Consider the following 26519-nt stretch of genomic DNA (forward strand, 5'->3'; position numbering starts at 1 on the left):
ACACGGCACAATCCGCGGATCCATTTCGTGCTTCATGCACGGTTTTGCATGAGACCGGACGACGCAACGATGCGCCGATGCCGGTCTACTCAGGAGACACTCTGATGGCAGCCAATCTCGCAGCTCGACGCTGGTGGACGATCATGCCGATCGTCTTCATCACGTACAGCCTCGCCTACCTCGATCGCGCGAACTACGGGTTCGCGGCCGCAGCCGGCATCAACCAGGATCTCGGCATCAGCAAGGGCCTGTCGTCGCTGATCGGCGCGCTGTTCTTCCTCGGCTATTTCTTCTTCCAGATCCCCGGCGCGATCTACGCGGAACGCCGCAGCGTGAAGAAGCTCGTGTTCGTCAGCCTCGTGCTGTGGGGCGGCTGCGCGGCGCTGACCGGCGTGGTCAGCAACATTCCGTCGCTGATGGCGATCCGCTTCGTGCTCGGCATCGTCGAGGCGGCCGTGATGCCGGCGATGCTGATCTACATCAGCAACTGGTTCACGAAGAACGAGCGCTCGCGCGCGAACACGTTCCTGATCCTCGGCAACCCGGTCACCGTGCTGTGGATGTCGATCGTGTCCGGTTATCTCGTGCATGAATTCGGCTGGCGCCACATGTTCATCGCCGAAGGCGTGCCGGCCATCATCTGGGCCGTGTGCTGGTGGGTGCTCGTGCAGGACAAGCCGGCCGATTCGCCGTGGCTCAGCGCCCAGGAAAAGCGCGACCTCGACGCCGCGCTCGCGGCCGAGCAGGCGGCGATCAAGCCGGTGCGCAACTATGGCGAGGCGTTCCGCTCGCCGGCCGTGATCAAGCTGTGCGCGCAGTATTTCTGCTGGAGCATCGGCGTGTACGGCTTCGTGCTGTGGCTGCCGTCGATCGTGAAGAACGGCTCCGACCTCGGGATGGTCGCGACCGGCTGGCTGTCCGCGCTGCCGTACCTCGCGGCGACGATCGCGATGCTCGCCGCGTCGTGGGCGTCCGACAAGGTCGGTTCGCGTCGCGGTTTCGTGTGGCCGTTCCTGCTGGTCGGCGCGGCCGCGTTCGCCGCGTCGTACGCGCTCGGCTCGTCGCATTTCTGGATCTCGTATGCGCTGCTGGTCGTCGCGGGCGCCGCGATGTATGCGCCGTACGGCCCGTTCTTCGCGATCGTGCCGGAACTGCTGCCGAGGAACGTCGCCGGCGGCGCGATGGCGCTGATCAACAGCATGGGCGCGCTCGGTTCGTTCGTCGGCTCGTATTTCGTCGGCTACCTGAACGGCGCGACCGGGTCGCCCGTCGCGTCGTACGCATTCATGAGCGCCGCGCTCGTCGCCGCGGTGATCCTCACGCTGTCCGTCAAACCCCAGGCGCGCGATGCGCATCCGCTCGCCGCGCCGCTGCAAGGAAAATGAAACGATGAAGCCCCGTATCGTCGCGTACAAGCCGCTGCCCGATGACGTTCTCGCCTACCTGCGCGAGCATGCGGACGTCGTGCAGGCCGACGGCGCCGACGCGCTCGCCGCCGCGCTCGGCGACGCGGACGGCGCGATCGGCGCGAGCCTGAAGGTCACGCCGCAGATGCTCGATGGCGCGCCGCGGCTGAAGGCGTGGTCGACGATCTCGGTCGGCTACGACAACTTCGACGTCGCCGATCTCACGCGACGCGGCATCGTGCTCGCGCATACGCCGGACGTGCTGACCGAGTCGACGGCCGATACGGTGTTTTCGCTGATCCTGGCCTCCGCCCGGCGCGTGGTCGAACTGGCCGAGTGGGTGAAGGCCGGCCACTGGCATCGCAGCATCGGCCCGGACCTGTACGGCACCGACGTGCAGGGCAAGACGCTCGGCATCGTCGGGCTCGGGCGGATCGGCGGCGCGGTCGCGCGCCGCGCGGCGCTCGGCTTCCGGATGCAGGTGCTGTACGCGAACCGGTCCGCGCATGCGGAGGCCGAGACGCAGTACGGCGCGCGGCGCGTGACGCTCGACGAGCTGCTCGCGCAGTCGGATTTCGTGTGCCTGCAGGTGCCGCTGTCGCCCGACACGCGCCACCTGATCGGCGCGCCCGAATTCGCGAAGATGAAGCGCGGCGCGATCCTGATCAACGCGTCGCGCGGGCCGGTCGTCGACGAAGCCGCGCTGGTCGATGCGCTGCGCGCGGGGACGATCCGCGGCGCGGGGCTCGACGTATTCGAGAAGGAGCCGCTGCCGGCGGATTCGCCGCTGCTGCAGATGAAGAACGTCGTCGCGCTGCCGCATATCGGCTCGGCGACGCACGAGACGCGCGATGCGATGGCGCGTTGCGCCGCGGAGAACCTGGTCGGCGCGCTGGCCGGCACGCTGCGCACGAATCTCGTCAATCCGGATGCGCTGGCGCACGCCTGAGCCGCCGGCGATAACCGCCCGGCGCCATTAGAGTCGATGATCTTGGTGCGAGAGGGCTGGCTGCGTTATGATCGCCCGCGCTCGTCGTATCGACGGCCGGCCACGCGGCCGGCGGTGTCGCGCGATGGGCATCCGCGCCAGGTCCGGTGCGGCCGACTGCCGTAGCACGCTGCTGGCGGGCGCGGCTCGACAGCGCACCGGGCCAGCGCAGGCGCCCACGCGCCACGACAGGGGAGGCCGCCGGTTGGCTTACGTTTCCAACAACAATGGTCCGTCTGCTCACGAAGCGGCGCGGATCGTACGTCGCGAGGCACGACAGTGACCGATTCGCAACCTTCCACGACGCGTCCGGCGACGATCAGCGACGTCGCGCGCGAGGCCGGCACGGGCAAGACCAGCGTTTCGCGCTATCTGAACGGCGAGACGCATGTGCTGTCCGTCGATCTGCGCCAGCGGATCGAGGCGGCCATCGCGCGGCTCAACTACCGGCCGAACCAGATGGCGCGCGGGCTCAAGCGCGGCCGCAACCGGCTGCTCGGCATGCTCGCGGCCGACCTGACCAATCCTTATACCGTCGAAGTGCTGCAGGGCGTCGAGGCCGCGTGCCATGCGCTCGGCTACATGCCGCTCATCTGTCACGCGGCGAACGAAGTCGAGATGGAGCGCCGCTTCCTGCAGCTGCTCACGACCTACCGCGTCGAAGGGCTGATCGTCAACGCGCTCGGCGCCGACGAAGACGTGCTGCGCCCGCTGCGCGGCGCGGGCATTCCGGCCGTGCTGGTCGACCGCACGGTCGAGGGCTTCGAGGCCGACCTGATCGGCCTCGACAATACCGACGCGATCGAGACGGCGCTCGCGCACCTGGTCGAACACGGCTTCGACGCGATCCATTTCGTCGTGCAGCCGTTCGAGCGCGTCAGCTCGCGGCGCGTGCGCGAGACCGCGTTCCGCGCGGCACTGGCGGCGCGCGGGCTGCCGGTGCCGCCGACGGTCGTGCTCGACCTGAACGAACCCGACGCGGCCGCGGCGGCGCTCGCCGACGTCGATGCCCGCCTCGACGATGCGGCGCGGCGCGGCGTGCGCGCCGCGCTGTTCGCCGCGAATGCGCCGGTCGCGCTGGCGATCGCGCGCCATCTGCGCGCGCGCTTCGGCGCCGCGTGGCAGCAGCAGGCGGCGCTGCTGTCGATCGACGATCCGGAATGGGCCGAGCTGATCGGCATCACGACGATCCGTCAGCCGACCTATGAAATCGGCTACAAGGCCGTCGAATTCGTGCACGAGCGGATCGACGGCGCGGCGGGCGACGTGCGCGTCGCGATGCTGCCCGGCGAGCTGATCGCGCGCGCGTCGACCGCAAGCTGAGTATCATTCGGGGCACGCGGCGCGTCAGGTGCGCTGCCCCGAACCAAGGAAATACATGACTGTCGCTCCCGTCACGCTGGCGGCGCTGATCGCCGCCACGCTGATCATCGCGCTGCTGCCGCTCGTCCTTTACCGCATCCTGCGCAAGCCGCTTGCGCTCAACCGCCGCGACACGATCGTCGGCGTCGCCGTCTTCACGTTGTTCGCGATGATTCTCGAGCGCGCGTTCCACGGGCTCGTGCTGAGCCACACGCCCGAGGACGGTTGGCTGACGCAGCCGCTCGCATTCGTCGCGTACGGCGCGCTCGCGACCGCCGTATTCGAGGAAGTCGGCCGCTATCTCGGGATGCGTTTTCTGAACCGCCGCTACGGCGCATCGGCCGGCGACGGTCGCGGGATTGGCTACGGGATCGGCCACGGCGGCGCCGAAGCGTGGTTCGTCGGCGTGCTCGTGTGGGGCCAGTGGTCGTATCTCGCGTGGCTCGCGAGCCGCGGCCAGCTCGAGACGCAGCTGGCCGACCTGCCGGTGGACACCGTGGTGCGGCTGCACATGATGCTCGCGACGCTGTCGGCCCAGTCGATCCTGCTGTTGCTGCTCGAACGCTGCGCGGCATTCGCGGTGCAACTGGCGCTGTCGGTGCTGGTGTGGCGCGGCGTGCGGGCCGGCCGAATCGCCGTGTTGCCGCTCGCGATCGTGCTGCATGCGTTCGCGGCGACGCCGACGCTGCTGTACCAGGTGCGCGTGCTGCCGGCCGCGTGGGTCGAGGCCGCGTATTTCGTGCTGGCCGCGGTGCTGGTGGTCGTGCTGGTGAAGACGTGCCGGTCGTCGCGTGCGGCGGCCTGACGGGAGAGACGGAATGGACGACTACCTGATCGAATGCCAGAGCGCGGAATTCGACGCGCTCGCGCGCGTGATCTGCGATCTGTTTCCGGAGCAGACGCGCTTCGCCGAAAGCAGCGACGCGCGCGGGCGCTTCCTGTCCGTGCACTGGCTGGCGATGCGGTTCGGCGCGACGCCGAAGCGGATGACGCTCGACATCCGGATCGTGCCGGCCGCGCTCGCGCGCTACCTGGCGCTCAAGCCGATGCAGCGCGCGCGCAGCCATGCGGTGCTGCATGCGTATACGGAAGCGATGCTCGGGTCGCTCGAAGAACGGCACGCGGCCGGCGAGGCGGTCGAGCGCGACGCGGAACTCGAGCTCGACGAAGACTTTGCGTGAGCGGTGGCGCCGGCCGCGTGCCGGCACGTGACGCGTTACGCGTCGCGGTAGACTTGCGCGAAGCGCTGCGCCTGCACGACGCCGTAGTCGCCGGGCGCGTATTGCATCACCCAGTCGCCGGCCACGCCGCGCAGCGTGTCGCCGTTTTCCGAGCGGGCGATCGTAAACGGTTCGTCCATCCGGCGCGCGAGCACGACGGCCGGCCGGTTGCGGTAGGCGCCCGCTGCGCCGTGCGCGAGCGCCGGATCGGCGGGCAGGTATTTGGCGTCGAAGCGCGCGCGCGACACGACCCAGCGGTCGCCGGTCGAGCCGGTGATCAGCGCGTCGCCCGTCACGTAACGGTTCGGGCCTTCGAGGCTCATCAGTTCGCCGTCGGCGTCCGCGAAGGACACGGCGACGGTTTCGTCCTTGACGACACGACGGGCCTGCGGATCGGTACGCAGATCGAGTTGCTTGAGTTCGAGCATGGCGGGGAAGGGCGGGAAAGCGGGAAAAGCCGGGAGCTTATCCCGAATTCGGCGCGCCGTGTGACGCGCCGTCGCCGATCGCGGCACGGCGCCGTTCGGCCCGAGCGGGCCGGCACGGCGCCGGCGGGGCGCGTCAGGGCTGCGCGGGCGCGCTCGCGGCCGGTGCGGCGGCCGCCTTGCCTTCCTTGCCCTTCGTCCTGCCCTTGCCGTGGTGCTCGCCGCCGTGGTGCAGCCAGCTGCGGAAGGTCGTGTCGGCCAGCGCCTTCTGCTCGGCCGGGAAGCTCTCATAGAGCGGCGCGAACGCGTCGGCGAGCTTCTTCGCGCCGTCGGCATTCGCCTGCGACAGTTCCGCATACTGCTTGATGTCGTCGAGTGCGGACACGTCGTGCTTGGCCATCCGTTCGCTGTAGAGGCGGCCCATCGTGGCGCCGTTGTCGCGCATCGTATCGGCGAACGTCTTCCATTGCGGCTCCTGCGCCGACGTGATCTTCAACTGGTCGTGCAGGTACTTGATGCGCTGCTCGGTGCGCGCTTCGTGGCGTGCCGCGCGCTGCTCGGCGCTCGGGGCCGATGCCGCGGCCGTCGTGGCCGGAGCCTGGGCCGGTGCTTGCGGCTGCGCCGGGGTTTGCGCGAATGCGCTGGCTGCAACGACGAGCGTAGCGAGGGTGAGCGAGATTTTCTTCATGGTTGGCTCTCCGGGGTGGTGTCTTGCGAGCGGGCGCGGCGGCCATTGCCGCCGGCGCGCCTCTCGCGTCGTCGTTATTAGTAGCACGTTGCCTGCGGGGTGGCAGTGAATGCGACACTTGCTTACATCCGATACGAATCGAAATCGACGGTTCGAATCCGGGCCATGCCGGTTGGGCGCGCCGGCGTTCGGCGCTATCATCGCGTCACTTTCCACTCCGCCGGCACGTGCGTGCCGGCCCAGCGTCATGCGTCCACCCCGCCTCGACCAACTCGACGATCTCGACCGGCAGCTCGTCGCGCTGCTGCAAGCCGATGCGCGCGCGAGCGTCGCGGATCTCGCGCGCCAGCTCGACGTGGCGCGCACGACGGTCGTCGCGCGCATCGCGCGGCTCGAACGCACCAACGTGATCGCCGGGTACAGCGTGCGACTCGGGCAGGACGTGCTCGACGCCAGCATCTATGCGTACGTCGGCATCATCCTCACGCCGAAGTTCGGCAAGGACGTATTGCGCAAGCTCGACCGGATGCCGGAAGTCCAGCTGCTGTGCGCGGTGAGCGGCGAGTACGACTACGTCGCCTGGCTGCGCGCCGATTCGCCCGAACGGCTCAACGATCTGCTCGACCAGATCGGCACGCTCGAAGGCGTCGAGCGCACGACGACGTCGATCATCCTGTCGCGCAAGATCGATCGCGGGACGATCGGCGGCTGACTTGTTGCTGCACGCGGCGCCGTGCATGACGGCGCGCGTGCATGCACGGCGCAGGGAGCGGTGCGTCACAGGTGCTCGGCTTGACGACGGGTACGCATTCGTATTGGCCTTCGTTGTACTTCATGATCGACACGGGTGACCGCGGTCGTCCCTTCGCGCATCTCTCCCGAATCTCCTTTCGTATTCCGCTTTGACCGGCGTGTTGCATCTTGACGCATGGTCAGTGCGTGCATCCGATGTCACGCGGTGTGTCCTCGTTTTCTTCCTCGCAATGCGCAACCGCCAACGGCCGGTTCGCGACAGCGCCTCTACGCGATTTTTAGATGAATTGGTCGTTTAGACGAAATGGATCGTCATAACGTCGAAACTACAGGTCGTTTCGCATCATTCTTCGTCTTGGAACTGATTTTGAGCGTCCCTACACTGTGTCCATGGCTCAACGCCGTCCACCACACCAACCCATCATCAGGAGATAAGCGCATGAAAATCGCCATCGTCGGCGCAGGTCTGATCGGCCACACCATTGCTCACATGCTGCGCGAAACGGGCGACTACGAAGTCGTCGCGTTCGACCGCGACGCGGATGCGCTCGCGAAGCTGTCGCGCGAAGGCATCGCGACGCAACGGGTCGACTCGGCCGACGCGAATGCGATTCGCGAAGCGGTGAAGGGCTTCGATGCGCTCGTCAACGCGCTGCCTTACTACCTCGCTGTCAATGTGGCCGCCGCCGCGAAGGCCGCGGGCGTTCACTACTTCGACCTGACCGAAGACGTGCGCGCCACCCATGCGATCCGCGAACTGGCCGACGGCTCCGACCGCGCGTTCATGCCGCAATGCGGCCTCGCGCCGGGTTTCATCGGCATCGCCGCGCACGAGCTCGTGAACGGCTTCAGCGAAGTGCGCGACGTGAAGATGCGCGTCGGCGCGCTGCCCGAATATCCGACCAACGCGCTGAAGTACAACCTGACGTGGAGCGTCGACGGCCTGATCAACGAATACTGCCAGCCGTGCGAAGCGATCCGCGACGGCCGCAAGCAGTGGGTGCAGCCGCTCGAAGGCCTCGAGCACTTCTCGCTCGACGGCACCGAATACGAAGCGTTCAACACGTCGGGCGGCCTCGGTACGCTGTGCGAGACGCTGTCGGGCAAGGTCGAGACGCTCGACTACAAGTCGGTGCGCTACCCGGGCCACCGCGAACTCGTGCAGTTCCTGCTGGAAGACCTGCGCCTGTCGACCGATCGCGACACGCTGAAGTCGATCATGCGCCGCGCGGTGCCGTCGACGAAGCAGGACGTCGTGCTCGTGTTCGTCACGGTGACGGGCGTGAAGGACGGCCAGCTGGTGCAGGACGTGTTCACGCGCAAGATCTTCGCGAAGGACGTGTGCGGGATGCACATGAGCGCGATCCAGATCACGACGGCCGGCGCGATGTGCGCGGTGCTCGATCTGTTCCGCGAAAAGAAGCTGCCGCAGAGCGGTTTCATCCCGCAGGAAAAGGTGTCGTTGAAGGCGTTCCTGTCGAACCGCTTCGGCAAGCTGTACGACGGCGGCACGATGGAGCGCGTGCACGCGGTCGCCTGACCGTCGTTATCAGACGATTCGCCAGCCCATCTCCGGCACGAGGGCCGTACGACGCCGGGAGCGCAGCAGCGCTTCCGGCGTTGTTTTTTTGGAGAAGCGGGAACGGCGCCGGGCGGCGCGCTCAGGCCGGCAGCGGCGGGACGATCGTCGCCGGTTGCGGCGGCGGCACGATGCGGTACAGCAGCGCGTCGATGTCCGCGTCGGACGGCGCGGTGTTGTCGAACATCACGATGCCGTCGCATTCGCGGCCGGTCGGCACGAAGCGGCGCTGCCGGTATTCGTCCCAATGCGCGAGCTTGTACGCATCGTTCGGATTGGCGCGCGCGACGATCCGCTGGTGCGCGACGTCTTCCGACGTGTGGACCCAGACGACCGTCAGCGTGATGTCGGGCGCGATGCCGAGCCATGCGCGATCGAGGATGCGCCGGTCGCGCACTTCGCGCGACAGCGGGCCGACGACGAGCGCGCCGATGCCGAGCGCGAGATTTTCACGGGCCGTGTCGAGCAGGCCCTGGTATTCGGGATCGCGAAGATGCTTCAGGTAGAGCGGGCTGTCGCGGTCGTTCGGATCGTCGGTGAGCGCGCCCATCGCGGCCGCGCTGTAGCGGCCGTACAGCGTGTCCTTGTCGAGCAGGCAGAACGCTTCGCCGGTCGCGCGCATCAGCGGCCCGATGAGCCGCTTCGCGAGCGTGGTCTTGCCGGTGCCGGCGTGACCGCAGAAGAACACGAGATGCGTCACGAATACCGGCTCCCCGCCTCCTGGCGCGACGTGTCGCTGCGCTTGTCGCCGCGCGAGAACACTTCCGCTTCCAGCCACATCGCGTTGATGATGCCGAAGCCGAGCGCCACGCCGATGCCGAGTATCCACGAGAAATACCACATAGGTCTGTCTCCTTGACGGTGGGGTCGCACGGTCGTTGTGCATTGCGCAACGCAGGCCCGGCGGGCCTGTCGACGTGCCCCGACGCGCGTGCTGCGGCGCACGCAGCACGATCATGACCAATATCGGCGTACCGCGCAAGCCGGGCCGTCCGTGCAGCAAACCGGTAAACTGATGCGCAAACCGCAACATCGTGGACAACATGCTGATCAACTGCGCTGCTTACCAGGACGGCCGCAAGCTGGCCGATATCGACATCGACGCCATCAGCGATTACGTGTCGAAGCCCGAATGCTTCGTATGGGTCGCGCTGAAGGATCCGACGCCCGAGGAAATCGACCTGATGGGCGAGGAATTCGGGTTGCACGAGCTTGCGCTCGAGGACGCCCGCAAGGGGCATCAGCGGCCGAAGATCGAGGAATACGGCGATTCGCTGTTCGCGGTGCTGCATACCGTCGAACTCGAGGATGACGGCGAATTCAAGGTCGGCGAACTGAACGTGTTCGTCGGCCCGAATTACGTGCTGTCGATCCGCAACCATACCGAGCACGATTTCCGCGACGTGCGCAAGCGCTGCGAGCGGGAGCCGCATCTGCTGCGGGAGGGTTCGGCGTTCGTGTTCTACGCGTTGATGGACCAGGTCGTCGACCGGTATTTCCCGATCCTCGAAACGCTCGGCGCCGAACTCGAGGAACTCGAGGATCGTATCTTCGCGAAGGCGACGCCCGCGTCGTCGCGCGCGATCATCGAGGATCTCTATTCGCTGAAGCGCCGGCTCGTGCTGTTGTACCAGCACACGGCGCCGCTGATGGAGCCGCTCGCGAAGCTCACCGGCGGGCGCGTGCCGCAGGTCTGCAGCGGGATGGCGGCCTATTTCCGCGATGTGTACGACCATCTGCAGCGGATCGTGAAGACGATCGAAGGGCGCCGCGAGATGGTCGTCACCGCGATCCAGGTCAACCTCGGGATGATTTCGCTCGCGGAGAACGAGGTGACCAAGCGGCTCGGCTCGTTCGCCGCGCTGTTCGCGATACCGACGATGATCGCCGGCATCTACGGGATGAACTTCGCGAACATGCCCGAGCTGCACCTGAAATACGGGTTCTACGGCTGCATCGCGGTGATGGCCATCGCCGATCTCGCGCTGTGGTGGCGCTTCAAGCGGGCAGGGTGGCTGTAGGGCCTGTTCACGCTAATAACGGGCTTGCGCCGGCCCGATTTCACGCGGGACGCGGCGCGTGCTTGCCGACCACGACGCGCCACGGCCGCACGCGCCACGATTTCACGAGGCCGTTCTGCACGTACGGATCGGCGCGCGCGAACGATTCGGCCGCTTCCGGCGAATCGCCTTCGAACACGAGCACGGCCTGATCGGCCGGCTCCGCCAGCGCGCCGGCGAGCACGAGTTCGCCGCGCTCGGTCGCGGCCTGCGCGAGCGCGAGATGCTCCGCACGGAACGCGTCGCGCCGCGACAGGTAATCGTCGACGAGTTCGTAGATCAACTGGTAATGCATGATCGCTCCAGGAGTCGGTTTCCGCCGCGGGAGGGTGGGCGGCCGGCTCAGTATAGGGCACCGGGAAAGCCGTTGGCGACGGGGTTGGCCCGCGTGCATTGGGGTGCTCGCTTCGGAACGATGCGTGCCGGCAGGTATCCTGGTGTTCTTCCTGAAATGCAACTAACGGTCGAGTTTCTCACCATCGGCTAATTGCCGGGCGCGACCGCATCTACGTGCGCGCTGCCCAAAATCTGTCTGCAGAAATGAGGGTTTGCGGAACGTATTCCGGGGCCCGATTTCACATGCCGGCGAGGGCGCGCGGCCCGGATGGAAACGGAGGGCGGCGGCTGCCGGGCCGGGTGGACTGGCGTCGCACGCGAGCGTTTCCATTGGGCCGAAATGCGACCTATGCTGAACGAATCCGGAGCGAACGCCGTTCGCCCGATTGACCCGATTCGCCCAGACGAGGTGCGCCATGCCGGTCTCAGCCACCCTGCAGGATTGCCTGCGCCAGAAGTCATCGCGGTACGAAGTCGTGTACCACCCCTATAGTCATACGAGCATGGAGACGGCCGCCGCCGCGCATATTCCCGGCGATCGCCTCGCGAAAACCGTGCTCCTCGAGGACGCCGAGGGTTACGTCGCCGCCGTGCTGCCGACGACGCACGCCGTGCGTCTGTCGGATCTCTGGGTGAAGACGGGACGCCATCTCGTGCTCGCCCGCGAGGTCGAATTGCGCGAGCTGTTCAAGGACTGCGACATGGGCGCGCTGCCGCCGGTGTGCATGGCGTACGGGATGAAGACGTTCCTCGAGGAGCACCTCGCGCAGCAGCCGGAAGTCTATTTCGAGGCCGGCGATCATGAGGCGCTGATTCACATGACGCAGGACGAATTCCTGATGCTGATGGAGACGGCCGAGCGCGCGCATTTCTCGCACCGGATGCAGGGGATGATGCTGTCCTGAGCGATGCCGGTCGTTCGTCGATGAAGGATGGGCGCGGGCATTTTTCGCCGGGTTAGGTGAGGGAGAGATGCCGGTGCGCGCAGAGGGCGGGGAATGAATTCATGCTGATGCAGCGGTGTCCTTAGTCGAAAAATAGATTGGTTGTACGAATCATTGAATGGAAATCGGCCGAGCGGAGAGATCTATTTGTTTTGATTTGTAATCCTTGATATATGGTCGATGCTAGCGCCATCCGAGCATCGCGGAGCCGCCGTGGAATCGGCTAGAGCCTGCGCGCAGATGCAAGCCCGTTCCCCGCATGCGTGGGCTGTGGCCTCGCACGGTATGCATGCGCGGCAGGGGTTCATCGGCTGCCGTCGCCGGGCGCGCCAACGAAACACATCCGGCAACACGCGCACCGAGCGGGCCAATTCGGTGCACCGCACTAAACTGGTGATTATTTATTCGCAAGTCACTAAATGAGTGCGATACCATACAAATCAATTACTAAATCAATGAAAAATGATTCATGAAGTTTACTAACTCGTTATTCGAGTAATGCCTCCAAACTTTGTATTCGGCTATCAAATAAAGTTTGACGCCCAAATTTTTTCCTTGCTATCTTCTGCACCCAAGACGAACGGCTTGGCTGACATCGGCGTGTAACGAAGATCCAATCGTCATACGAAAAGTGTGCCTGTGTCGACGCAGCTGACAATTGCCTGAATGAGCTGCTTCGCGGTAGACGCCGGATAGGGCGGCTATCCCGTTGCGGTTGAAACGATTCCTTGAAATTGCATAAATCGGGATCCGGATTCGATGCTTTCAATTCGGATTACCAATTGAATTAAAAATGAAATTTCGGGTTGAGGCGGAGACGGAACCGACCCGGTTCCGGCGCCGGCCATCATCGCGAAACTGGGCGATTCGCTTGGGGGAAGGATAGTGGGCATGAAAGTCGAAGAGCATCTGGTTGCTTCGAACAGCGGACTGGCCACGCTGGGCCGTCCGCGGGAATTCGGCAAGAAGCAGCAGAATCCGGTGCGCCGTTTCGGCGGCATCGCAGTCGTCCTCCTGTTGCATGCAGTGCTGATCTACGCATTGCTCAACGGCCTCGCGACCAAGGTCGTGCAGGTGATCCAGCATCCGATCGAAACCCGCATCATCGAGCCGGTGAAGCCGCCGCCGCCCCCGCCGATGCCGGTCGTCAAGCTTCCGCCGCCGAAGTTCGCGCCGCCGCCGCCGCCGTTCGTGCCGCCGCCCGAAGTGCCGGTGCAGGCGCCCCCGCAGCAGGCGACGATTACGCACCAGTCGGCCCCGGCGCCGTCCGCGCCGGCCGTGCAGGCGCCGGTCATCGCACCGCCCGCGCCGGCCAAGCCGGTCAGTCACGAAGTCGGGGTCGTCTGCCCGAATTCGGACTCGATTCGCGCGTCGATGCAGTACCCGAAGGAAGCGCAGGAAAACAACATCACGGGCGACGTGACGATCGAGTTCGTCGTGGATGCGGAAGGGAACATCACGAACGAACGCGTGGCCCAGTCGGCCGACCCGGTGCTCGATCGCGCGGCCTACAACACCGTGAAGCGCTTCAAATGCGTGGCGCAAGGCCAGGCGGTGCGGGTCCAGGTGCCGTTCTCGTTCAATCTGAATTGATGCAGTGGGCGGTCCGGCGGGAGCCGGGCCGGGGAAAACCGGCTTGAACTCAAATCGTAAGTTCAACGAAAGAATTGGAGTGGGGTATGACGAAACGTTCTCTGGCCGCGCTGGCGGCAAGCCTGTTGATGTCCGTCGCTGCGATCGACGGGCTCGTTGCGCCGCAACTCGCTTACGCGCAAGCGAGCGGAGCCACGGCGACATCCGACGCGTCGACACAGGCCGCGGCGTCGACGCAGGCGCCCGCCGCCGCCGAGTCGGCCCCGCCGCCGGCGCCGGCCGCGACCGAAGCGGTCGAGAATCCGTACGGGCTCGGCGCGCTCTGGAAGAACGGCGACTTCGTCGCGCGCTTCGTGCTGATCCTGCTCGTGATCATGTCGATGGGGAGCTGGTACATCATGATCACGAAGTTCGTCGAGCAGTTGCGGGCTAACCGCCGCGCGAAACTCGCCGACGCGCAGCTCTGGAGCGCGCCGTCTCTGGCCGAGGGCGCGAAGCTGCTCGACGAGGCGTCGCCGTTCCGCTTCATCGCCGAAACGGCGATCGAGGCGGGCGAGCATCACGACGAGGCGCTGCTCGAAGCGGTGGACCGCAACACGTGGATCGACGTGTCCGTCGAACGCTCGATCACGAACGTGTCGAACCGCATGCAGGACGGGCTCGCGTTCCTCGCGACGGTCGGCTCGACCGCGCCGTTCGTCGGGCTGTTCGGCACGGTCTGGGGGATCTATCACGCGCTGACGGCGATCGGCATCGCGGGGCAGGCGTCGATCGACAAGGTCGCCGGCCCGGTGGGCGAGGCGCTCATCATGACGGCGATCGGCCTCGCGGTCGCGGTGCCTGCCGTACTCGGCTACAACTTCCTGGTCCGGCGCAACAAGTCGGTGATGGAGCGGGTGCGCAACTTCGGCGCCCAGCTGCATACCGTGCTGCTGGCCGGCAGCAAGCGTCCCGCTCGCGTGCCGTCGGCCGCCGCGTCGCTCGTGAACTGACCGGCTGACGGAGGCGCGCGATGGGCATGAACGTCGGGCAGGACGAAAGCGACGAGGTGATCGCGAACATCAACACGACGCCGCTCGTCGACGTGATGCTGGTGTTGCTGATCATCTTCCTGATCACGATTCCGGTCGTCACGCACACGATCCAGCTGCAGTTGCCGAAAGAGGTCGTGCAGCCGCTGCAGACCACGCCGAAGAGCGTCGAGATCGCGGTGAACCGCGACGGCGATTTCTTCTGGGGCGAGCAACGGGTGGACGCGTCGGCGTTGCTCGCGAAGCTGAAGGGGGTGTCGCAGCAGCAGCCGCAGCCGAGCGTGCACGTGCGCGGCGACCAGAACACGCGCTACGAGTTCATTGGCCGGGTCATCACGATGTGCGAGCGCGCGGGTATCGCGAAGGTGTCGTTCATTACGGAACCGCCGGCGCGTGGTGGTTAACGTTGCGTGGGAACGGCATACGCGCCGCTGCCGATCGACGGCGACGCAGCGGATCGGAGCAGGCATCGACAGGAGCAGACGATGGGAATGAACGTGCCTTCGGGCGGGGGCGGCAGCGAGCCGGACGTGATGGTCGACATCAACACCACGCCGCTGATCGACGTGATGCTGGTACTGCTGATCATGCTGATCATCACGATCCCGATCCAGATGCATTCGGTGAAGATGGACCTGCCGGTGGGCAATCCGCCGCCGCCCGCCACACAGCCGGAAGTCGTGCAGATCGACATCGACTTCGACGGCACGACGACGTGGAACGGTGCGCCGGTGCCGGACCGCGCGGCACTCGAGGCGAAGCTGACGCAGGTCGCGCACGAGCCCGTGCAGGCGGAGATCCATCTGCGGCCGAACAAGCTGGCGCCGTACAAGGACGTGGCGGCCGTACTGGCGTCCGCGCAGCGCGTGGGCGCGACGAAGATCGGCCTGATCGGAAACGAGCAGTTCATGCAATGACGGGACAGATCGACCGATGAACCAGCGACGATGGAAACGGATGATGGCGCTGACGGCGCTCGGTGCGGCTTGCTTGCTCGGCCGGCCGGCGTGGGCGGCCGACGCGTTGCGGCCCGATGTGGCGAAGCCGCTGGCGGCGGCGCAGGACCTGTATCGCGCGCACAAGTATCGCGACGCGCTCGGCAAGATCGCGCAGGCGGCCGCCGTGCCCAACCGCACGCCGTATGAAACCTACATGGTTGAAGCGACGCGCGGCGCGGCGGCGATGGCGGCCGGCGATACGGGCGTGGCCGCGCAGGCCTACGAAACCGTGCTGAATTCGGGGCGCCTGTCGGGCGAGGACGAGCAGCGGACGACGGCGGCGCTCGCGGGGATCTACTTCCAGCAGAAGAACTATCCGCAGGCGATCCGAATCGCGCAGCGCTACCTGAAGGCGGGCGGCACGGATCCGGAAATGCGTACGCTGCTCACGCAATCGTATTACCTGTCGAACGATTGCGGCCAGGTCGTGAGCCAGTTGAAGGCAAGCGCGGACGCACAGGTGAAGGCCGGCCGCGCGCCCGACGAAGGGCAGTTGCAGATGCTCGCGACCTGCGCGCAAAAGAGCAAGGATGCCGGTGCGTATCGCAGCGCGCTCGCCATGCTGGTGGCTTATCATCCGAGCCCCGCGTACTGGGAGGAAATGGTCTCGGCGATTCGCGGCAGCCCCGGTTACCTGTCGTCGCTCGACCTCGACATCTACCGGCTGCGCAGGGCGACGGGCTCGCTGACGACGGCCGACGCCTATATGGAGATGACGCAGCTCGCGCTGGTGGCGGGCACGCCGGCCGAAGGCCGGCAGGTGATCGACCAGGGTTTCGCATCCGGCGTGCTGGGCAAGGATGCACAGGCGGACCGCGAGAAACGGCTGCAGGCGCTGGCCGCGAAGCGCGCGCAGTCGGGCGCGGACGCCGCCGATCCGGTGTTGCCGATCGACGCCGGCATGAATCTGGTGTTCGCGGGCCACGCGGCGCAGGGGCTGTCGATGATGGAGCAGGCGATCGCGAAGGGCGGGCTCGAGCATCCCGATGCGGCGCGGCTGCGGCTCGGCGAGGCGTACTACGTGGCGGGCCAGAAGGCGCACGCGGTCCAGGTGCTGCGCACGGTGAAGGGTACCGACGGATCGGCGGATCTGGCGAAGCTCTGGGCGGTTGTCGCGTCGCGGTAAGGCGACGCCGGCGGACGCAGGGGGCAGAGGCGGGATGGGCGCCGTACGGCATATACGTGCCATTGCGGCCACCTGAAGGCAGGGAAGTCTGACTGGACGGGTAAAAGGGGCAGCCTTGTTAATTAGTAAACCGAATGAAATGAGCGAGAATCGCGCGACCACGAATCGGGCATCCCGTTTCGCGCCGCGTGCGACGTGCGCGCGGCGGCGAAGGGCCGCTCAGCCTCGCGCTGCGGCGGCAGCCTCATGGCGTCGGACAAGGCCTGCCGACATCAAACCGATTTCGATTGAGAGGGTCCGTTCTTCCATGGTCTTGCCTCCCGATGAATCGGTGCTCGTCGCGGTTTCGCTCGGCAACAAGATCCGCGCGCTTCGGCAGCGGCTGAAACTCACGCTCGACGAAGCGGCCACGACGGCAGGGATCTCGAAGCCATTCCTGTCGCAGGTCGAGCGCGGACGCGCGACGCCGTCGATCACGTCGCTGGTCCGAATCGCGAAGGCGCTCGGCGTGACGATGCAGTACTTCATCGACACGCCGACCGAGGCGCGCTCGGTGTGCCGCGGCGACGCATTGCAGTATTTCCAGTTCGCGAACTCGGCGAGCTCCTTTGCGCGGCTGACCAATCTGGTGGACGGTCGCAAGCTCGACGCGATTCTCGTCAGGATACCGGTGGGGCAGTCGCCGTCGGAAGTGACGACGCATGCGGGGGAGGAGTTTCTCTACGTGATGCGCGGAAGGGTTGTGCTCACGCTGGAGGATTGCACGTTCGTGTTGAGTGCGGGCGACACCGCGCACTACGAGTCGACGCTGCCGCATGCGTGGCACAACACGGCCGACGAAGAGGCGGTGATCGTCTGGGTCGGTACGCCGCGGCTGTTCTAGCGGAGGCGGCAGGTGCTGCACGCCGCGATGCAGGAGAAGTACCCGATCGATGGAAGGGAGCACGCAGTATGGTGCACGAGCATTTTCGTCGACGGCGGAGCTGGGCTCGCCATCCCTCGAATCGGAAGTAGCAGGAAGCGCGCTCAGGACATGTAGTAAGTAGCACGAATCGAAATATATAGAGATGGTGATGCCGAGCGGCACGGGTGCCCCTGAGGCCGATCCGTTCGAGTCACGGCAGTCGGAAGAGTGGCTATCGCGGGTTCCGTTAGACGGGCACCCAGGACGCGCAAGGAATTCACAAGGTTCCGGCACGCAGCAGGCGGGGTCTTACTACGAGCGAGAGGGAACAAGATGAAGCAGAGAATTTTGGCGTTGGCCATCAAGAGGATAGTCTGGGCGGAACTGGCGCTGACGGCCGCGCTGGCGCCGCCTGCGTTCGCCCAGAGCCAGCCGGCGCCGGGCGCCGCATCGATCGCGGATGCGGTCGCGAACGGCGCACCGATGATCGTTGCACAGGCGGACGGTGCGGCGAGCGCTGTCGCTGCCACGGGCGCCTCGGCGTCTGGTGCGGCAGCCGAGGCGACGCCTGCCACGCCCGGCGCGAACGGACAGGGCAAGGTCGCGCAGATCAAGCGGTTCGAAGTGACCGGTTCGCTGATCCGGCAGGCCGACAAGGTCGGCTTCAACCAGGTTCAGACCGTCACGAGCAAGGACATCGAGAACAGCGGCCAGACCAGCGTCGCTGACTACCTGCGCAGCACCTCGGCTAACTCGGCAAGCAGCTGGAGCGAGGGCTCGACGAACAGCTTCGCGCCGGGCGGCGCAGGTATCGCGCTGCGCGGCCTCAGCGAGAAATACACGCTGGTGCTGATCGACGGCATGCGGGTGTCGCCGTATGCGTTCGCAGTGAACGGCAGCGATCAATTCTTCGACCTGAACACGCTGCCGCTCAACATCATCGACCGTATCGAAATTGTCAAGACAGGCGCGGTGTCTCAGTATGGTTCCGACGCAATCGCGGGCGTGGTCAACATCATCACGAAGAAAAACTTTCAGGGTCTTGAATTGGGGGGCAGCTACGGTGGCGCGACGAACGGTGAAGGCGGTCAGGGCACGACGAAGTTCAGCATCCTCGGCGGCTTCGGCGACCTGAACGCCGACCGCTTCAACGTGACGGCGGCGGCCAGCTACTACAAGTCGAACGGCATCTCGATCGCCGATCGCGACACGACGCAGAACCAGAACTTCTCCAATTTCCCGGGCGGCTTGTCGAACCAGAGCGTCTCCTACTGGCGCAATCCGACCACCGGCGCGAAGGTGCCGCTGAGCCCGTGTCCGAACGGAGGCCAGGCCGTGCCGGGCGGCTCCGTCGCGCAGGTCAACGGTCCCGGCACGGTCTGCGCAAACAACACCGCGTACGCATCGTCGCTGTCGCCGTGGACTGAACGCCTGAGCGCGAAGGTGCACGCCGACTTCAAGATCAACGACGCGATGCAGGCGTTCGCCGATCTCTGGGAAAGCAACAATACGACGGTCACGAACAACTTCGTCGGCCGCCTCGGCAACAGCGCGCAGACCTATGATCCGGCAACGGGCGGTCTCACGCCGATTTCGAACCTTGTGCCGGGCAGCAACCCGTATAACCCGTTTGGCGTGCCGGCCAAACTGGTCTACGCATTCCCGGCCGCGCAGGCCGTGCATACGAGTTCCAACTTCTGGCGTGCCGCGACGGGCGTGAAAGGCTCGTTCAGCACGCCGCGCGTGGGGGATTGGGACTGGACGGCGTCCTACACGCATTCGCAGGACACGGTGTCGAACAACTATTCGAACCTGATCAACGCGGCCGCACTGGAAAATATCGTCCAGAACGGCGTGTTCGACTTCGCCAATCCATCGTCGACACCGAACGGGTTGAACGGACTGTACGGAAGCACGTCGACACAGGCCATCACGAAGCTCGATGCTGTCGACGCGACGCTGTCGACGCCGAACCTGTTCACGTTGCCCACGGGTAACGTCGGCCTGGGTCTCGGTACGCAATTCACGCACCAGAGCCAGTACATCGGTACGGGCGCGGACTACGCGAATGGCACGCTCATTCAGCCGTCGCTGCAATCGGTCAACGGGGAGCGCAACGTCGCGGCGGTCTACTACCAGATCGACATTCCTATCCTGAAGAACCTCACGTTCAGCCAGTCCGGGCGCTACGACCACTACAGCGACTTCGGTGGCGCGTTCTCGCCGCGCTTCGCGTTGCGCTTCCAGCCGATCCGCGAGCTGACGATGTACGGTTCGTACAACCGTGGCTTCCGCGCACCGACGCTGATCGAAAACACCTCGTCGCGGACCTACGGCGCGCAGGGCGCGGTCGATGCGAACGATCCTAACAACCCGAACGCATACAACCTCGTCGAGGAAGTGCAGACCGGTAACAGCAAGCTGCAGCCGGAGCGGACCAAGAACTACAACATCGGCTTCCAGCTGTCGCCCACCCGCAATACCGATTTCGGCTTCGACTGGTACAAGATCCACATCGACAACGTGATTGGCACGGAAGACATCCAGACGGTGGTCGACCAGAATGATCCGTCGAAGGTGATCCGTAACCCGAACGGCTCGATCGCGTATGTGCTGCTGCCGTATATGAACCTGTCGTCGCTCGATACGGACGGCTTCGAGACCACCTTCCGTCAATCGGTGTCGACCAAGATCGGTACTTTCACGCTGTCGGGTGACTGGGCCTACGTATGGCACTTCAAGATGCCGGTGGGCGGCGAGACGACCGACTTCGCGGGCAACAACGGTTCGCTGAACGAGCCGTTCGGCGGCAGCTTCCCGCGCTGGAAGGGCAACACGAGTCTGAACTGGAACTACCACAACCAATGGAACGCGACGTTGACGTGGATGTTCACGGGACCGTATAGCCAGGCCATCCTGTCGCCGGGCCAATATCCGAACATGCAGGACAGCGTGGCTTCGTACAGCCAGTTCAACCTGATGGTCAGCTACACCGGCTTCAAGCACTGGACGATCTACGCGGGCATCGACAACATCTTCAATCGTGCACCGCCGTTCGACCCGGTTTATATGAACGCGAGCTACCAGACGGGCTACGACACGTCGCTGTACACGTATGTCGGCCGATTCGCGCAGGTTGGCGCGACCTACAAGTTCTGATGGCGATGGCGATGCACTGATGGGCTTTAGACCGGCCGCTCCACGTCCACCTCCCCATTTTTTGGAGCGGCCCTTTTTCGCCTGGCGCCACGACGGCCTGCAACCGGGACGTGCGGCGATGCAGTTCGCAGGATCGTTTTCAACACGAACAACCAGTGGGATGCAGGTGGCACGCGGCAACCTGCACAGGAATCTACCGCGCGCAGGCATCGCGCCCGCACGCTTTCGGACAGACGGACCATGAAACTGTTGAAATGGCGATGGGCAGGCGTGCCGCGCGCGGCGCTGTTCGCATGCGCCGTGCTGCTCGTGTCGGGTAGCGCCATGCCACGTGCGGCGCTCGCGGTGTCGGCGATCGCGGTGTCGGCGATCGCGCAATACGACCAGCCCAAGTACCTGGTCAATTTTACGCATTTCGATTATGCCGATCCCGACGCGCCGAATGACGGCACGCTCAACTTCGAGAACTACGATCAGGCACAGAGCTACGACTCTCTCAACCCGTTTCTGACCCGCGGCTCGCCCGCACCCGACATCAAGAACCTGATGTTCGACACGCTGATGCAGCGCAGCTGGGACGAGCTCGCGTCCGAATACGCGCTGATCGCCGACGACGTCGAGGTGGCGCCCGACGGGCAGTCGGCCACGTTCCACATCAACCCGGCCGCGCGCTTCTCGAACGGCGACCCGATCACCGCGGCCGACGTCAAGTATTCGTTCGATACGCTGACGAGCCCGCAGGCGTCGCCGCTGTACAACGCGCAGTTCTCGATCATCCGGCGCGCGGTGGTCGTCGACGGTCACACGATCCGCTTCGAGTTCAGGCACGCGGAGCGCGACGCCGCGCTGATCGCGGGCGACCTGCCGGTGTTCTCGCCGAAGTGGGGGCAGCGCGCGGACGGTACGCGGCCGCCGTTCGACCAGATCGCGAACGTGCCGCCGATCGCGAGCGGCGCGTACCTGATCGAGCAGCGCAGGAACGACAAGCAGATCGCGTACGTGCGCAACCCGCACTACTGGGCCGCGAACCTGCCGTCGCGGCGCGGGATGTTCCGTTTCGCGCGCGTGTCGTTCAAGCTGTATCTCGACCAGTACACGGCGCTCGAGGCGTTCAAGGCCGGCGATGTCGACGCGCGGATGGAGTACAGCTCGACGCAGTGGGCGCGCAAGTACGTCGGCAAGAATTTCGGCAACGGCATGCTGAAGAGGGGCGAGTTCCCGGACGGCCCCGCGCAGATGCAGGGCTTCCTGATGAACCTGCGCAAGCCGATGTTCCAGGACGTGCGCGTGCGGCACGCGCTTGCGCTGGCATTCGACTTCGACTGGATGAGCCGGATGATGTTCTACGGGCAGTACCGCCGCACCAACAGCTTCTGGGACGCGAGCCCGTTCGCCGCGTCCGGCATGCCGAGCGCGAAGGAGCTCGCGCTGCTCGAACCGTACCGCTCGACGCTGCCGCCGGAGGTGTTCGGCCCGATGGTCAAGCAGCCGTCGACGCTGCCGCCGGGCTCACTGCGCGCGAACCTCAGGCAAGCGCGCGACCTGCTCGCGCAGGCCGGCTGGCACTACCGGGACGGCGCGCTGCGCGACGCGAACGGCACGCCGATGTCGATCGAGATCATCGACGACCAGCCCGGCATGGATCGCCTGATCCTGCCGTACACGCAGGCGCTCGCGACGCTCGGCATCCATGCGTACCTGCACGAGATCGACAGCGCGCTCTACCAGAAGCGGCTCGACAATTTCGAGTACGACATGACGACGTATATCTACTCGCCCGTGACGATCCCCGGCGCGGAGCTGACGCGTCGTTTCGGCAGCGAGGCCGCGTCGCAGCCCGGCTCGGAGAACTATCCGGGCGTGAAGTCGAAGGCCGTCGATGCGCTGATCCGCGCGGCGCTCGCGGCCAATACGCTCGACGATCTCGAGACGGCCACGCACGCGCTCGACCGCGTGCTGATCAACCTGTACGTGCTCGTTCCGCAGTACTACATGCCGAACGCGCGGATCGCGTACAAGACGACGCTCGGCCATCCGCCGGTCGTGCCGGCTTCCTATCAGTACGAGGACTGGATCATCGACTACTGGTACGTGAAGAAGCCGGTAGCACGGCCACAACCCGCCGCGGCGGCCTGACGAGGGAGCGACGATGCTTGCATACATATTGAGGCGCCTGCTGCTGATGATCCCGACGCTGATCGGCGTCGTGACGATCACGTTCGCGGTTACGCAGTTCGTGCCGGGCGGCCCGGTCGAGCAGGTGCTCACGCAATTGCGCCACGGCAGCGCGGGTGGAGGCGAGGCGGGCGGAGGCGGGGGCGGCTACCACGGCAGCCAGGGCGTCGATCCGCAGCAGATCGAGCAGATCCGCAAGCAGTTCGGCTTCGACAAACCGCCGCTCGAACGCTACGCGCTGATGCTGAAAAGCTATGCGACGTTCGACCTCGGGCAGTCCTATTTCGCGCACCGCAGCGTATGGGCCGTGATCCGCTCGAAGCTGCCGGTGTCGATCACGCTGGGCTTGTGGACGGTGATCCTCACGTACTTCGTGTCGGTGCCGCTCGGCATCGCGAAGGCCGTGCGCAACGGCTCGCGTTTCGACACGGTAACGAGCGTGCTCGTGCTCGCCGGCTACGCGATTCCAGGCTTCGTGCTCGGCGTGCTGCTGCTGATGCTGTTCGGCGGCGGCACGTTCTGGCAGGTGTTTCCGATGCGCGGCCTGACCTCGGACGACTTCGACGAGCTGACGCTGATCGGCAAGGCTCTCGACTATCTGTGGCATATCGCGTTGCCGGTGACGGCGTCGGTGGTCGGCAATTTCGCGATCGTCACGATTCTCACGAAGAACACGTTCCTCGACGAAATCGGCCGGCAATACGTGCTGACCGCACGCGCGAAGGGCGCGCCGGAGCGCGACGTGCTGTGGAAGCACGTACTGCGCAATGCGGCGATTCCGCTGCTCACCGGGTTGCCGGCCGCGTTCGTCGGCGCCTTCCTGAACGGCAACCTGCTGATCGAGACGCTGTTCTCGCTCGACGGCATGGGGCAGCTCTCGTACGACTCGGTGATTCGCCGCGACTACCCGGTGGTGCTCGGTTCGCTGTTCCTGTTCACGCTCATCGGCCTTCTGACCAAACTCATTGCTGACGTCTGCTATGTCCTCGTCGACCCCCGTATCCAGTTCAACCGCCTGGACCACTGATCCGGCCGCCGTCGCATGCGCGGCGTCGCCGTCGCCATGGCGACGCACGTGGCGACGGTTTCGCGCGCAGCGGCTCGGCTACTGGAGCCTCGTGATCTTTGCCACGCTGTTCTCGCTCAGCCTGCTGGCCGAAGGATTGTCGAGCGATCGGCCGCTGGTGGTGCGCTACGACGGGCATTTCTATTTCCCGATCGTGAAGGACTATCCGGAGACGCAGTTCGGCGGCGATTTCCCGGCGAAGACCAACTATCTCGATCCGTACATCCGCGCGAAGATCGAGTCGCACGGCAACTTCGCGATCTACCCGCCGAACCGCTACCGCTACGACACGATCGACTATTTCGCATCTCGGCCGTATCCGGCGCCGCCGTCCGCGAGCAACTGGCTCGGCACCGACCAGTTCGGCCGCGACGTGCTCGCGCGGCTGCTGTACGGATTTCGGCTGTCGGTGCTGATGGCGTTCGCGCTGACGGTTTCGGGCGTCGCGATCGGCGTGCTGACGGGCGCGCTGCAGGGCTTCTACGGCGGGCGCACCGATCTCGTCGGGCAGCGCCTGATCGAGATCTGGAGCGCGCTGCCCGACCTGTACCTGCTGATCATCTTCGCGTCGATCTTCGAGCCGTCGCTGTGGCTGCTGTTCGTCCTGCTGTCGATGTTCGGCTGGCTCGTGCTGTCCGACTACGTGCGCGCGGAGTTCCTGCGCAACCGCGCGCTCGACTACGTGAAGGCCGCACGCACGATGGGACTGTCGAACTGGCAGATCATGTGGCGGCACGTGCTGCCGAACAGCCTGACGCCGGTGATCACGTTCCTGCCGTTCCGGATGAGCGCGGCGATCCTGTCGCTGACGAGCCTCGACTTCCTCGGCCTCGGCGTGCAGCCGCCGACGCCGAGCCTCGGCGAACTACTGCAGGAAGGCAAGAACTACCTCGACGCGTGGTGGATCTCGATCTCCGCGTTCTCGGCGCTGGTCGTCACGCTGCTGCTGCTCACGTTCATGGGCGACGCGCTGCGCAATGCGCTCGACACGCGCGCGCGCGGCTCGGCCTTCGGCGGGGAGCAACGATGACGACCCCTTTGCTGGACATTCGACGCTTCTCCGCGCACTTCGGCGCGAAAGCCGCCGTGCAGGACCTGAGCCTCGCGGTCGGGCGCGGCGAGCGCGTGGCGCTCGTCGGCGAGTCGGGCTCGGGCAAGAGCGTGACTGCGCTGTCGATCCTGCGGCTCGCGCAGCAGGCGACGCTGTCGGGACAGATGCTGTTCGACGGCGAGGATCTGCTCGCGAAGACCGAGCAGCAGATGCGCGGCATCCGCGGCGCCGATATCGCGATGGTGTTCCAGGAGCCGATGACGGCGCTCAATCCGCTGTATACGATCGGCAAGCAGATCGCCGAGAGCCTGCGGCTGCACGAGGGACTGCGGCCGGGCGACGCGCGCGAGCGCGGCATCGCGCTGCTGCGGCGCACCGGGATTCCGGAGCCGGAGCGGCGCATCGACAGTTTTCCGCACCAGTTGTCGGGCGGCCAGCGGCAACGCGCGATGATCGCGATGGCGCTCGCGTGCCGGCCGCGGCTGTTGCTCGCGGACGAGCCGACGACGGCGCTCGACGTGACGGTGCGCCAGCAGATCGTCGACCTGCTGATCGAACTGCAGGAGCAGGAGGCCGCCGCGCGCGGGATGGCCGTGCTGCTGATCACGCACGACCTGAATCTCGTGCGGCGCTTCGCGCAGCGCGTGGCCGTGATGGAGCAGGGCGTGCTCGTCGAAACGAACACCACCGGCGCGCTGTTCGCCGCGCCGCAACACGCGTACACGCGCCGGCTGCTCGACAGCGCGCCGCAACGTGCGGTCGAACCGGTCGCGGCCGGTGCGCAGACGATCCTCGACGTGCGGCAGCTCGCCGTCGATTACCGCATCGCGACGAAGGGCTGGCGCGCGGTGTTCGGCAAGACGGCGTTCCGGGCCGTGCACGACGTGAAGCTGAGCCTGCGGCGCGGCGAGACGCTCGGGATCGTCGGCGAATCCGGGTCGGGCAAATCGACGCTGGCGGCGGCCGTGCTCGGCCTGCAGCGGCCGGCGTCGGGCGGCATCGAGATCGACGGCATGCCGCTGGCGTCGCTGCGCACGACACGCGGCCGGCGCGCGCTGTATGGCCGCATGCAGGTCGTGTTCCAGGATCCGTTCGGCTCGCTGTCGCCGCGCATGACGGTCGAGCAGATCGTCGGCGAGGGGCTTGCCGTGCACCGGCCGGAGGTGGCCGGCGCCGCGCGGCGCACGCGGGTCGCTGCCTTGCTGCAGGAGGTCGGCCTGCCGGCCGACGCGATGCTTCGCTATCCGCATGAATTTTCCGGCGGCCAGCGTCAGCGCATCGCGATTGCGCGCGCGCTGGCCGTGGAGCCGGAACTGCTGGTGCTGGACGAGCCGACGAGCGCGCTCGACGTGTCGATCCAGAAGCAGGTGCTGAATCTGCTGACGAACCTGCAAAAGAAGTATCAACTGAGCTACCTGTTCATCACGCACGATCTCGCGGTGATGCGCGCGATGGCCCATCGGGTCATCGTGATGAAGGCGGGGCGCGTGGTCGAGGAGGGCGATACGCTCGACGTGTTGCACGCGCCGTCCCACCCGTATACGCAGGCGCTGCTCGTGTCGTCGATGCTCGCACCGGAACCGGGTCCGCTGCAGCGGGAAGGAGGCGCGGATGAGTGACGTGAAGCGGGCGCGGCGCGCCCGTACCGTTCGCTG

General features: G+C 65.9%; 25 protein-coding genes. 20 read left to right on the plus strand and 5 right to left on the minus strand.

Annotated elements, in window-relative coordinates:
• The first annotated feature begins 104 nt into the window (after positions 1-104).
• From HWX55_RS10600 to HWX55_RS10620, 5 genes are all read left to right on the plus strand, one after another.
• The gene (locus HWX55_RS10600) at positions 105-1385 is read left to right on the plus strand and encodes an MFS transporter (protein ID WP_050015472.1); all 1281 of its coding nucleotides are present in this window, start codon (positions 105-107) and stop codon (positions 1383-1385) included.
• 4 nt (positions 1386-1389) lie between these two features.
• Entirely contained in the window at positions 1390-2355 is a 966-nt protein-coding gene (locus HWX55_RS10605; RefSeq protein WP_175975550.1) for a D-glycerate dehydrogenase, read from the plus strand.
• Between the two features lie 318 nt (positions 2356-2673).
• Entirely contained in the window at positions 2674-3717 is a 1044-nt protein-coding gene (locus HWX55_RS10610) for a LacI family DNA-binding transcriptional regulator (RefSeq protein ID WP_175975551.1), read from the plus strand.
• A 55-nt stretch (positions 3718-3772) separates the two neighbouring features.
• Positions 3773-4561 carry a YhfC family glutamic-type intramembrane protease gene (locus tag HWX55_RS10615; RefSeq protein WP_175975552.1) on the plus strand — a complete coding sequence of 263 codons (789 nt, stop codon included), beginning with the start codon at positions 3773-3775 and terminating at the stop codon, positions 4559-4561.
• Between the two features lie 13 nt (positions 4562-4574).
• Entirely contained in the window at positions 4575-4937 is a 363-nt protein-coding gene (locus tag HWX55_RS10620; RefSeq protein WP_050015466.1) for a DUF3022 domain-containing protein, read from the plus strand.
• Positions 4938-4972: 35 nt separating this feature from the next.
• On the opposite strand, the gene HWX55_RS10625 is transcribed toward HWX55_RS10620, so the two are convergent.
• Together HWX55_RS10625 and HWX55_RS10630 are read right to left on the minus strand one after the other, a co-directional pair.
• Positions 4973-5404, minus strand: coding sequence for a PGDYG domain-containing protein (locus tag HWX55_RS10625; RefSeq protein ID WP_124556894.1), 432 nt, complete (start codon positions 5402-5404; stop codon positions 4973-4975).
• Positions 5405-5537: 133 nt separating this feature from the next.
• Positions 5538-6089, minus strand: coding sequence for a Spy/CpxP family protein refolding chaperone (locus HWX55_RS10630; RefSeq protein WP_050015462.1), 552 nt, complete (start codon positions 6087-6089; stop codon positions 5538-5540).
• 247 nt (positions 6090-6336) lie between these two features.
• On the opposite strand from HWX55_RS10630, the gene HWX55_RS10635 reads away from it, so the two are divergent.
• Positions 6337-6801, plus strand: a complete 465-nt coding sequence (locus HWX55_RS10635) for an Lrp/AsnC family transcriptional regulator (RefSeq protein WP_006481526.1) — start codon at positions 6337-6339, stop codon at positions 6799-6801.
• Between the two features lie 480 nt (positions 6802-7281).
• The gene (locus HWX55_RS10640; protein WP_006481527.1) at positions 7282-8382 is read left to right on the plus strand and encodes a saccharopine dehydrogenase C-terminal domain-containing protein; all 1101 of its coding nucleotides are present in this window, start codon (positions 7282-7284) and stop codon (positions 8380-8382) included.
• A gap of 121 nt (positions 8383-8503) precedes the next feature.
• Here HWX55_RS10640 and HWX55_RS10645 read toward each other — a convergent pair whose 3' ends face one another.
• Both HWX55_RS10645 and cydX read right to left on the minus strand, forming a co-directional pair.
• The gene (locus HWX55_RS10645) at positions 8504-9121 is read right to left on the minus strand and encodes an ATP-binding protein (RefSeq protein ID WP_175975553.1); all 618 of its coding nucleotides are present in this window, start codon (positions 9119-9121) and stop codon (positions 8504-8506) included.
• The gene (gene cydX, locus HWX55_RS10650) at positions 9118-9264 is read right to left on the minus strand and encodes a cytochrome bd-I oxidase subunit CydX (RefSeq protein WP_063772904.1); all 147 of its coding nucleotides are present in this window, start codon (positions 9262-9264) and stop codon (positions 9118-9120) included. The genes HWX55_RS10645 and cydX overlap by 4 nt, the downstream gene beginning before the upstream one ends.
• A gap of 200 nt (positions 9265-9464) precedes the next feature.
• On the opposite strand from cydX, the gene corA reads away from it, so the two are divergent.
• On the plus strand, positions 9465-10442 hold the full coding sequence (gene corA, locus HWX55_RS10655; RefSeq protein ID WP_050015565.1) for a magnesium/cobalt transporter CorA: 978 nt from the start codon (positions 9465-9467) through the stop codon (positions 10440-10442).
• Between the two features lie 40 nt (positions 10443-10482).
• Here corA and HWX55_RS10660 read toward each other — a convergent pair whose 3' ends face one another.
• Positions 10483-10776 carry a YciI-like protein gene (locus HWX55_RS10660; RefSeq protein ID WP_050015457.1) on the minus strand — a complete coding sequence of 98 codons (294 nt, stop codon included), beginning with the start codon at positions 10774-10776 and terminating at the stop codon, positions 10483-10485.
• A 457-nt stretch (positions 10777-11233) separates the two neighbouring features.
• Between HWX55_RS10660 and HWX55_RS10665 the strand changes: the two genes are divergently transcribed.
• From HWX55_RS10665 to HWX55_RS10720, 12 genes are all read left to right on the plus strand, one after another.
• Positions 11234-11722 (plus strand): YbaK/EbsC family protein, encoded by a 489-nt coding sequence (locus HWX55_RS10665; RefSeq protein WP_050015455.1) that lies wholly within the window; start codon positions 11234-11236, stop codon positions 11720-11722.
• Positions 11723-12652: 930 nt separating this feature from the next.
• Positions 12653-13354, plus strand: a complete 702-nt coding sequence (locus HWX55_RS10670) for an energy transducer TonB (protein WP_050015453.1) — start codon at positions 12653-12655, stop codon at positions 13352-13354.
• 86 nt (positions 13355-13440) lie between these two features.
• Complete coding sequence (locus HWX55_RS10675) at positions 13441-14346, plus strand: MotA/TolQ/ExbB proton channel family protein (RefSeq protein WP_124640114.1); 906 nt, start codon at positions 13441-13443, stop codon at positions 14344-14346.
• 20 nt (positions 14347-14366) lie between these two features.
• Complete coding sequence (locus HWX55_RS10680; RefSeq protein ID WP_069620776.1) at positions 14367-14789, plus strand: biopolymer transporter ExbD; 423 nt, start codon at positions 14367-14369, stop codon at positions 14787-14789.
• Positions 14790-14870: 81 nt separating this feature from the next.
• Entirely contained in the window at positions 14871-15302 is a 432-nt protein-coding gene (locus HWX55_RS10685; protein WP_069620775.1) for a biopolymer transporter ExbD, read from the plus strand.
• 16 nt (positions 15303-15318) lie between these two features.
• Positions 15319-16509, plus strand: coding sequence for a tetratricopeptide repeat protein (locus HWX55_RS10690; protein WP_175975554.1), 1191 nt, complete (start codon positions 15319-15321; stop codon positions 16507-16509).
• Between the two features lie 307 nt (positions 16510-16816).
• Positions 16817-17392 carry a cupin domain-containing protein gene (locus HWX55_RS10695; protein ID WP_175975555.1) on the plus strand — a complete coding sequence of 192 codons (576 nt, stop codon included), beginning with the start codon at positions 16817-16819 and terminating at the stop codon, positions 17390-17392.
• A gap of 354 nt (positions 17393-17746) precedes the next feature.
• Positions 17747-20572, plus strand: a complete 2826-nt coding sequence (locus tag HWX55_RS10700; RefSeq protein WP_175975556.1) for a TonB-dependent receptor — start codon at positions 17747-17749, stop codon at positions 20570-20572.
• A gap of 240 nt (positions 20573-20812) precedes the next feature.
• Complete coding sequence (locus HWX55_RS10705; protein WP_175975557.1) at positions 20813-22708, plus strand: extracellular solute-binding protein; 1896 nt, start codon at positions 20813-20815, stop codon at positions 22706-22708.
• Between the two features lie 13 nt (positions 22709-22721).
• Complete coding sequence (locus HWX55_RS10710; protein WP_175975558.1) at positions 22722-23774, plus strand: ABC transporter permease subunit; 1053 nt, start codon at positions 22722-22724, stop codon at positions 23772-23774.
• A complete protein-coding gene (locus HWX55_RS10715) occupies positions 23728-24843 on the plus strand; it encodes an ABC transporter permease (protein WP_175975559.1) in 1116 nt (371 codons plus the stop codon). The genes HWX55_RS10710 and HWX55_RS10715 overlap by 47 nt, the downstream gene beginning before the upstream one ends.
• Complete coding sequence (locus tag HWX55_RS10720; RefSeq protein WP_175975560.1) at positions 24840-26483, plus strand: dipeptide ABC transporter ATP-binding protein; 1644 nt, start codon at positions 24840-24842, stop codon at positions 26481-26483. The genes HWX55_RS10715 and HWX55_RS10720 overlap by 4 nt, the downstream gene beginning before the upstream one ends.
• The last annotated feature ends 36 nt before the right edge of the window (positions 26484-26519 follow it).

Origin of the sequence: Burkholderia sp. BCC1047 (assembly GCF_902833155.1) — a bacterium.
In the GTDB taxonomy this organism is placed as follows: Bacteria; Pseudomonadota; Gammaproteobacteria; order Burkholderiales; family Burkholderiaceae; genus Burkholderia; species Burkholderia sola.

Bases quoted from the DNA above. Each gene is read 5' to 3' on its own strand.
- HWX55_RS10695 (WP_175975555.1), top strand. From the start codon at position 16,817: ATGGTCTTGCCTCCCGATGAATCGGTGCTCGTCGCGGTTTCGCTCGGC.
- HWX55_RS10660 (WP_050015457.1), bottom strand. From the start codon at position 10,776: ATGCATTACCAGTTGATCTACGAACTCGTCGACGATTACCTGTCGCGG.
- HWX55_RS10700 (WP_175975556.1), top strand. From the start codon at position 17,747: ATGAAGCAGAGAATTTTGGCGTTGGCCATCAAGAGGATAGTCTGGGCG.
- HWX55_RS10640 (WP_006481527.1), top strand. From the start codon at position 7,282: ATGAAAATCGCCATCGTCGGCGCAGGTCTGATCGGCCACACCATTGCT.
- HWX55_RS10710 (WP_175975558.1), top strand. From the start codon at position 22,722: ATGCTTGCATACATATTGAGGCGCCTGCTGCTGATGATCCCGACGCTG.
- HWX55_RS10620 (WP_050015466.1), top strand. From the start codon at position 4,575: ATGGACGACTACCTGATCGAATGCCAGAGCGCGGAATTCGACGCGCTC.
- HWX55_RS10615 (WP_175975552.1), top strand. From the start codon at position 3,773: ATGACTGTCGCTCCCGTCACGCTGGCGGCGCTGATCGCCGCCACGCTG.
- HWX55_RS10685 (WP_069620775.1), top strand. From the start codon at position 14,871: ATGGGAATGAACGTGCCTTCGGGCGGGGGCGGCAGCGAGCCGGACGTG.
- HWX55_RS10625 (WP_124556894.1), bottom strand. From the start codon at position 5,404: ATGCTCGAACTCAAGCAACTCGATCTGCGTACCGATCCGCAGGCCCGT.
- cydX (WP_063772904.1), bottom strand. From the start codon at position 9,264: ATGTGGTATTTCTCGTGGATACTCGGCATCGGCGTGGCGCTCGGCTTC.
- HWX55_RS10630 (WP_050015462.1), bottom strand. From the start codon at position 6,089: ATGAAGAAAATCTCGCTCACCCTCGCTACGCTCGTCGTTGCAGCCAGC.
- HWX55_RS10605 (WP_175975550.1), top strand. From the start codon at position 1,390: ATGAAGCCCCGTATCGTCGCGTACAAGCCGCTGCCCGATGACGTTCTC.
- HWX55_RS10600 (WP_050015472.1), top strand. From the start codon at position 105: ATGGCAGCCAATCTCGCAGCTCGACGCTGGTGGACGATCATGCCGATC.
- HWX55_RS10680 (WP_069620776.1), top strand. From the start codon at position 14,367: ATGGGCATGAACGTCGGGCAGGACGAAAGCGACGAGGTGATCGCGAAC.
- HWX55_RS10670 (WP_050015453.1), top strand. From the start codon at position 12,653: ATGAAAGTCGAAGAGCATCTGGTTGCTTCGAACAGCGGACTGGCCACG.
- corA (WP_050015565.1), top strand. From the start codon at position 9,465: ATGCTGATCAACTGCGCTGCTTACCAGGACGGCCGCAAGCTGGCCGAT.
- HWX55_RS10720 (WP_175975560.1), top strand. From the start codon at position 24,840: ATGACGACCCCTTTGCTGGACATTCGACGCTTCTCCGCGCACTTCGGC.
- HWX55_RS10635 (WP_006481526.1), top strand. From the start codon at position 6,337: ATGCGTCCACCCCGCCTCGACCAACTCGACGATCTCGACCGGCAGCTC.
- HWX55_RS10675 (WP_124640114.1), top strand. From the start codon at position 13,441: ATGACGAAACGTTCTCTGGCCGCGCTGGCGGCAAGCCTGTTGATGTCC.
- HWX55_RS10715 (WP_175975559.1), top strand. From the start codon at position 23,728: ATGTCCTCGTCGACCCCCGTATCCAGTTCAACCGCCTGGACCACTGAT.
- HWX55_RS10690 (WP_175975554.1), top strand. From the start codon at position 15,319: ATGAACCAGCGACGATGGAAACGGATGATGGCGCTGACGGCGCTCGGT.
- HWX55_RS10665 (WP_050015455.1), top strand. From the start codon at position 11,234: ATGCCGGTCTCAGCCACCCTGCAGGATTGCCTGCGCCAGAAGTCATCG.
- HWX55_RS10705 (WP_175975557.1), top strand. From the start codon at position 20,813: ATGAAACTGTTGAAATGGCGATGGGCAGGCGTGCCGCGCGCGGCGCTG.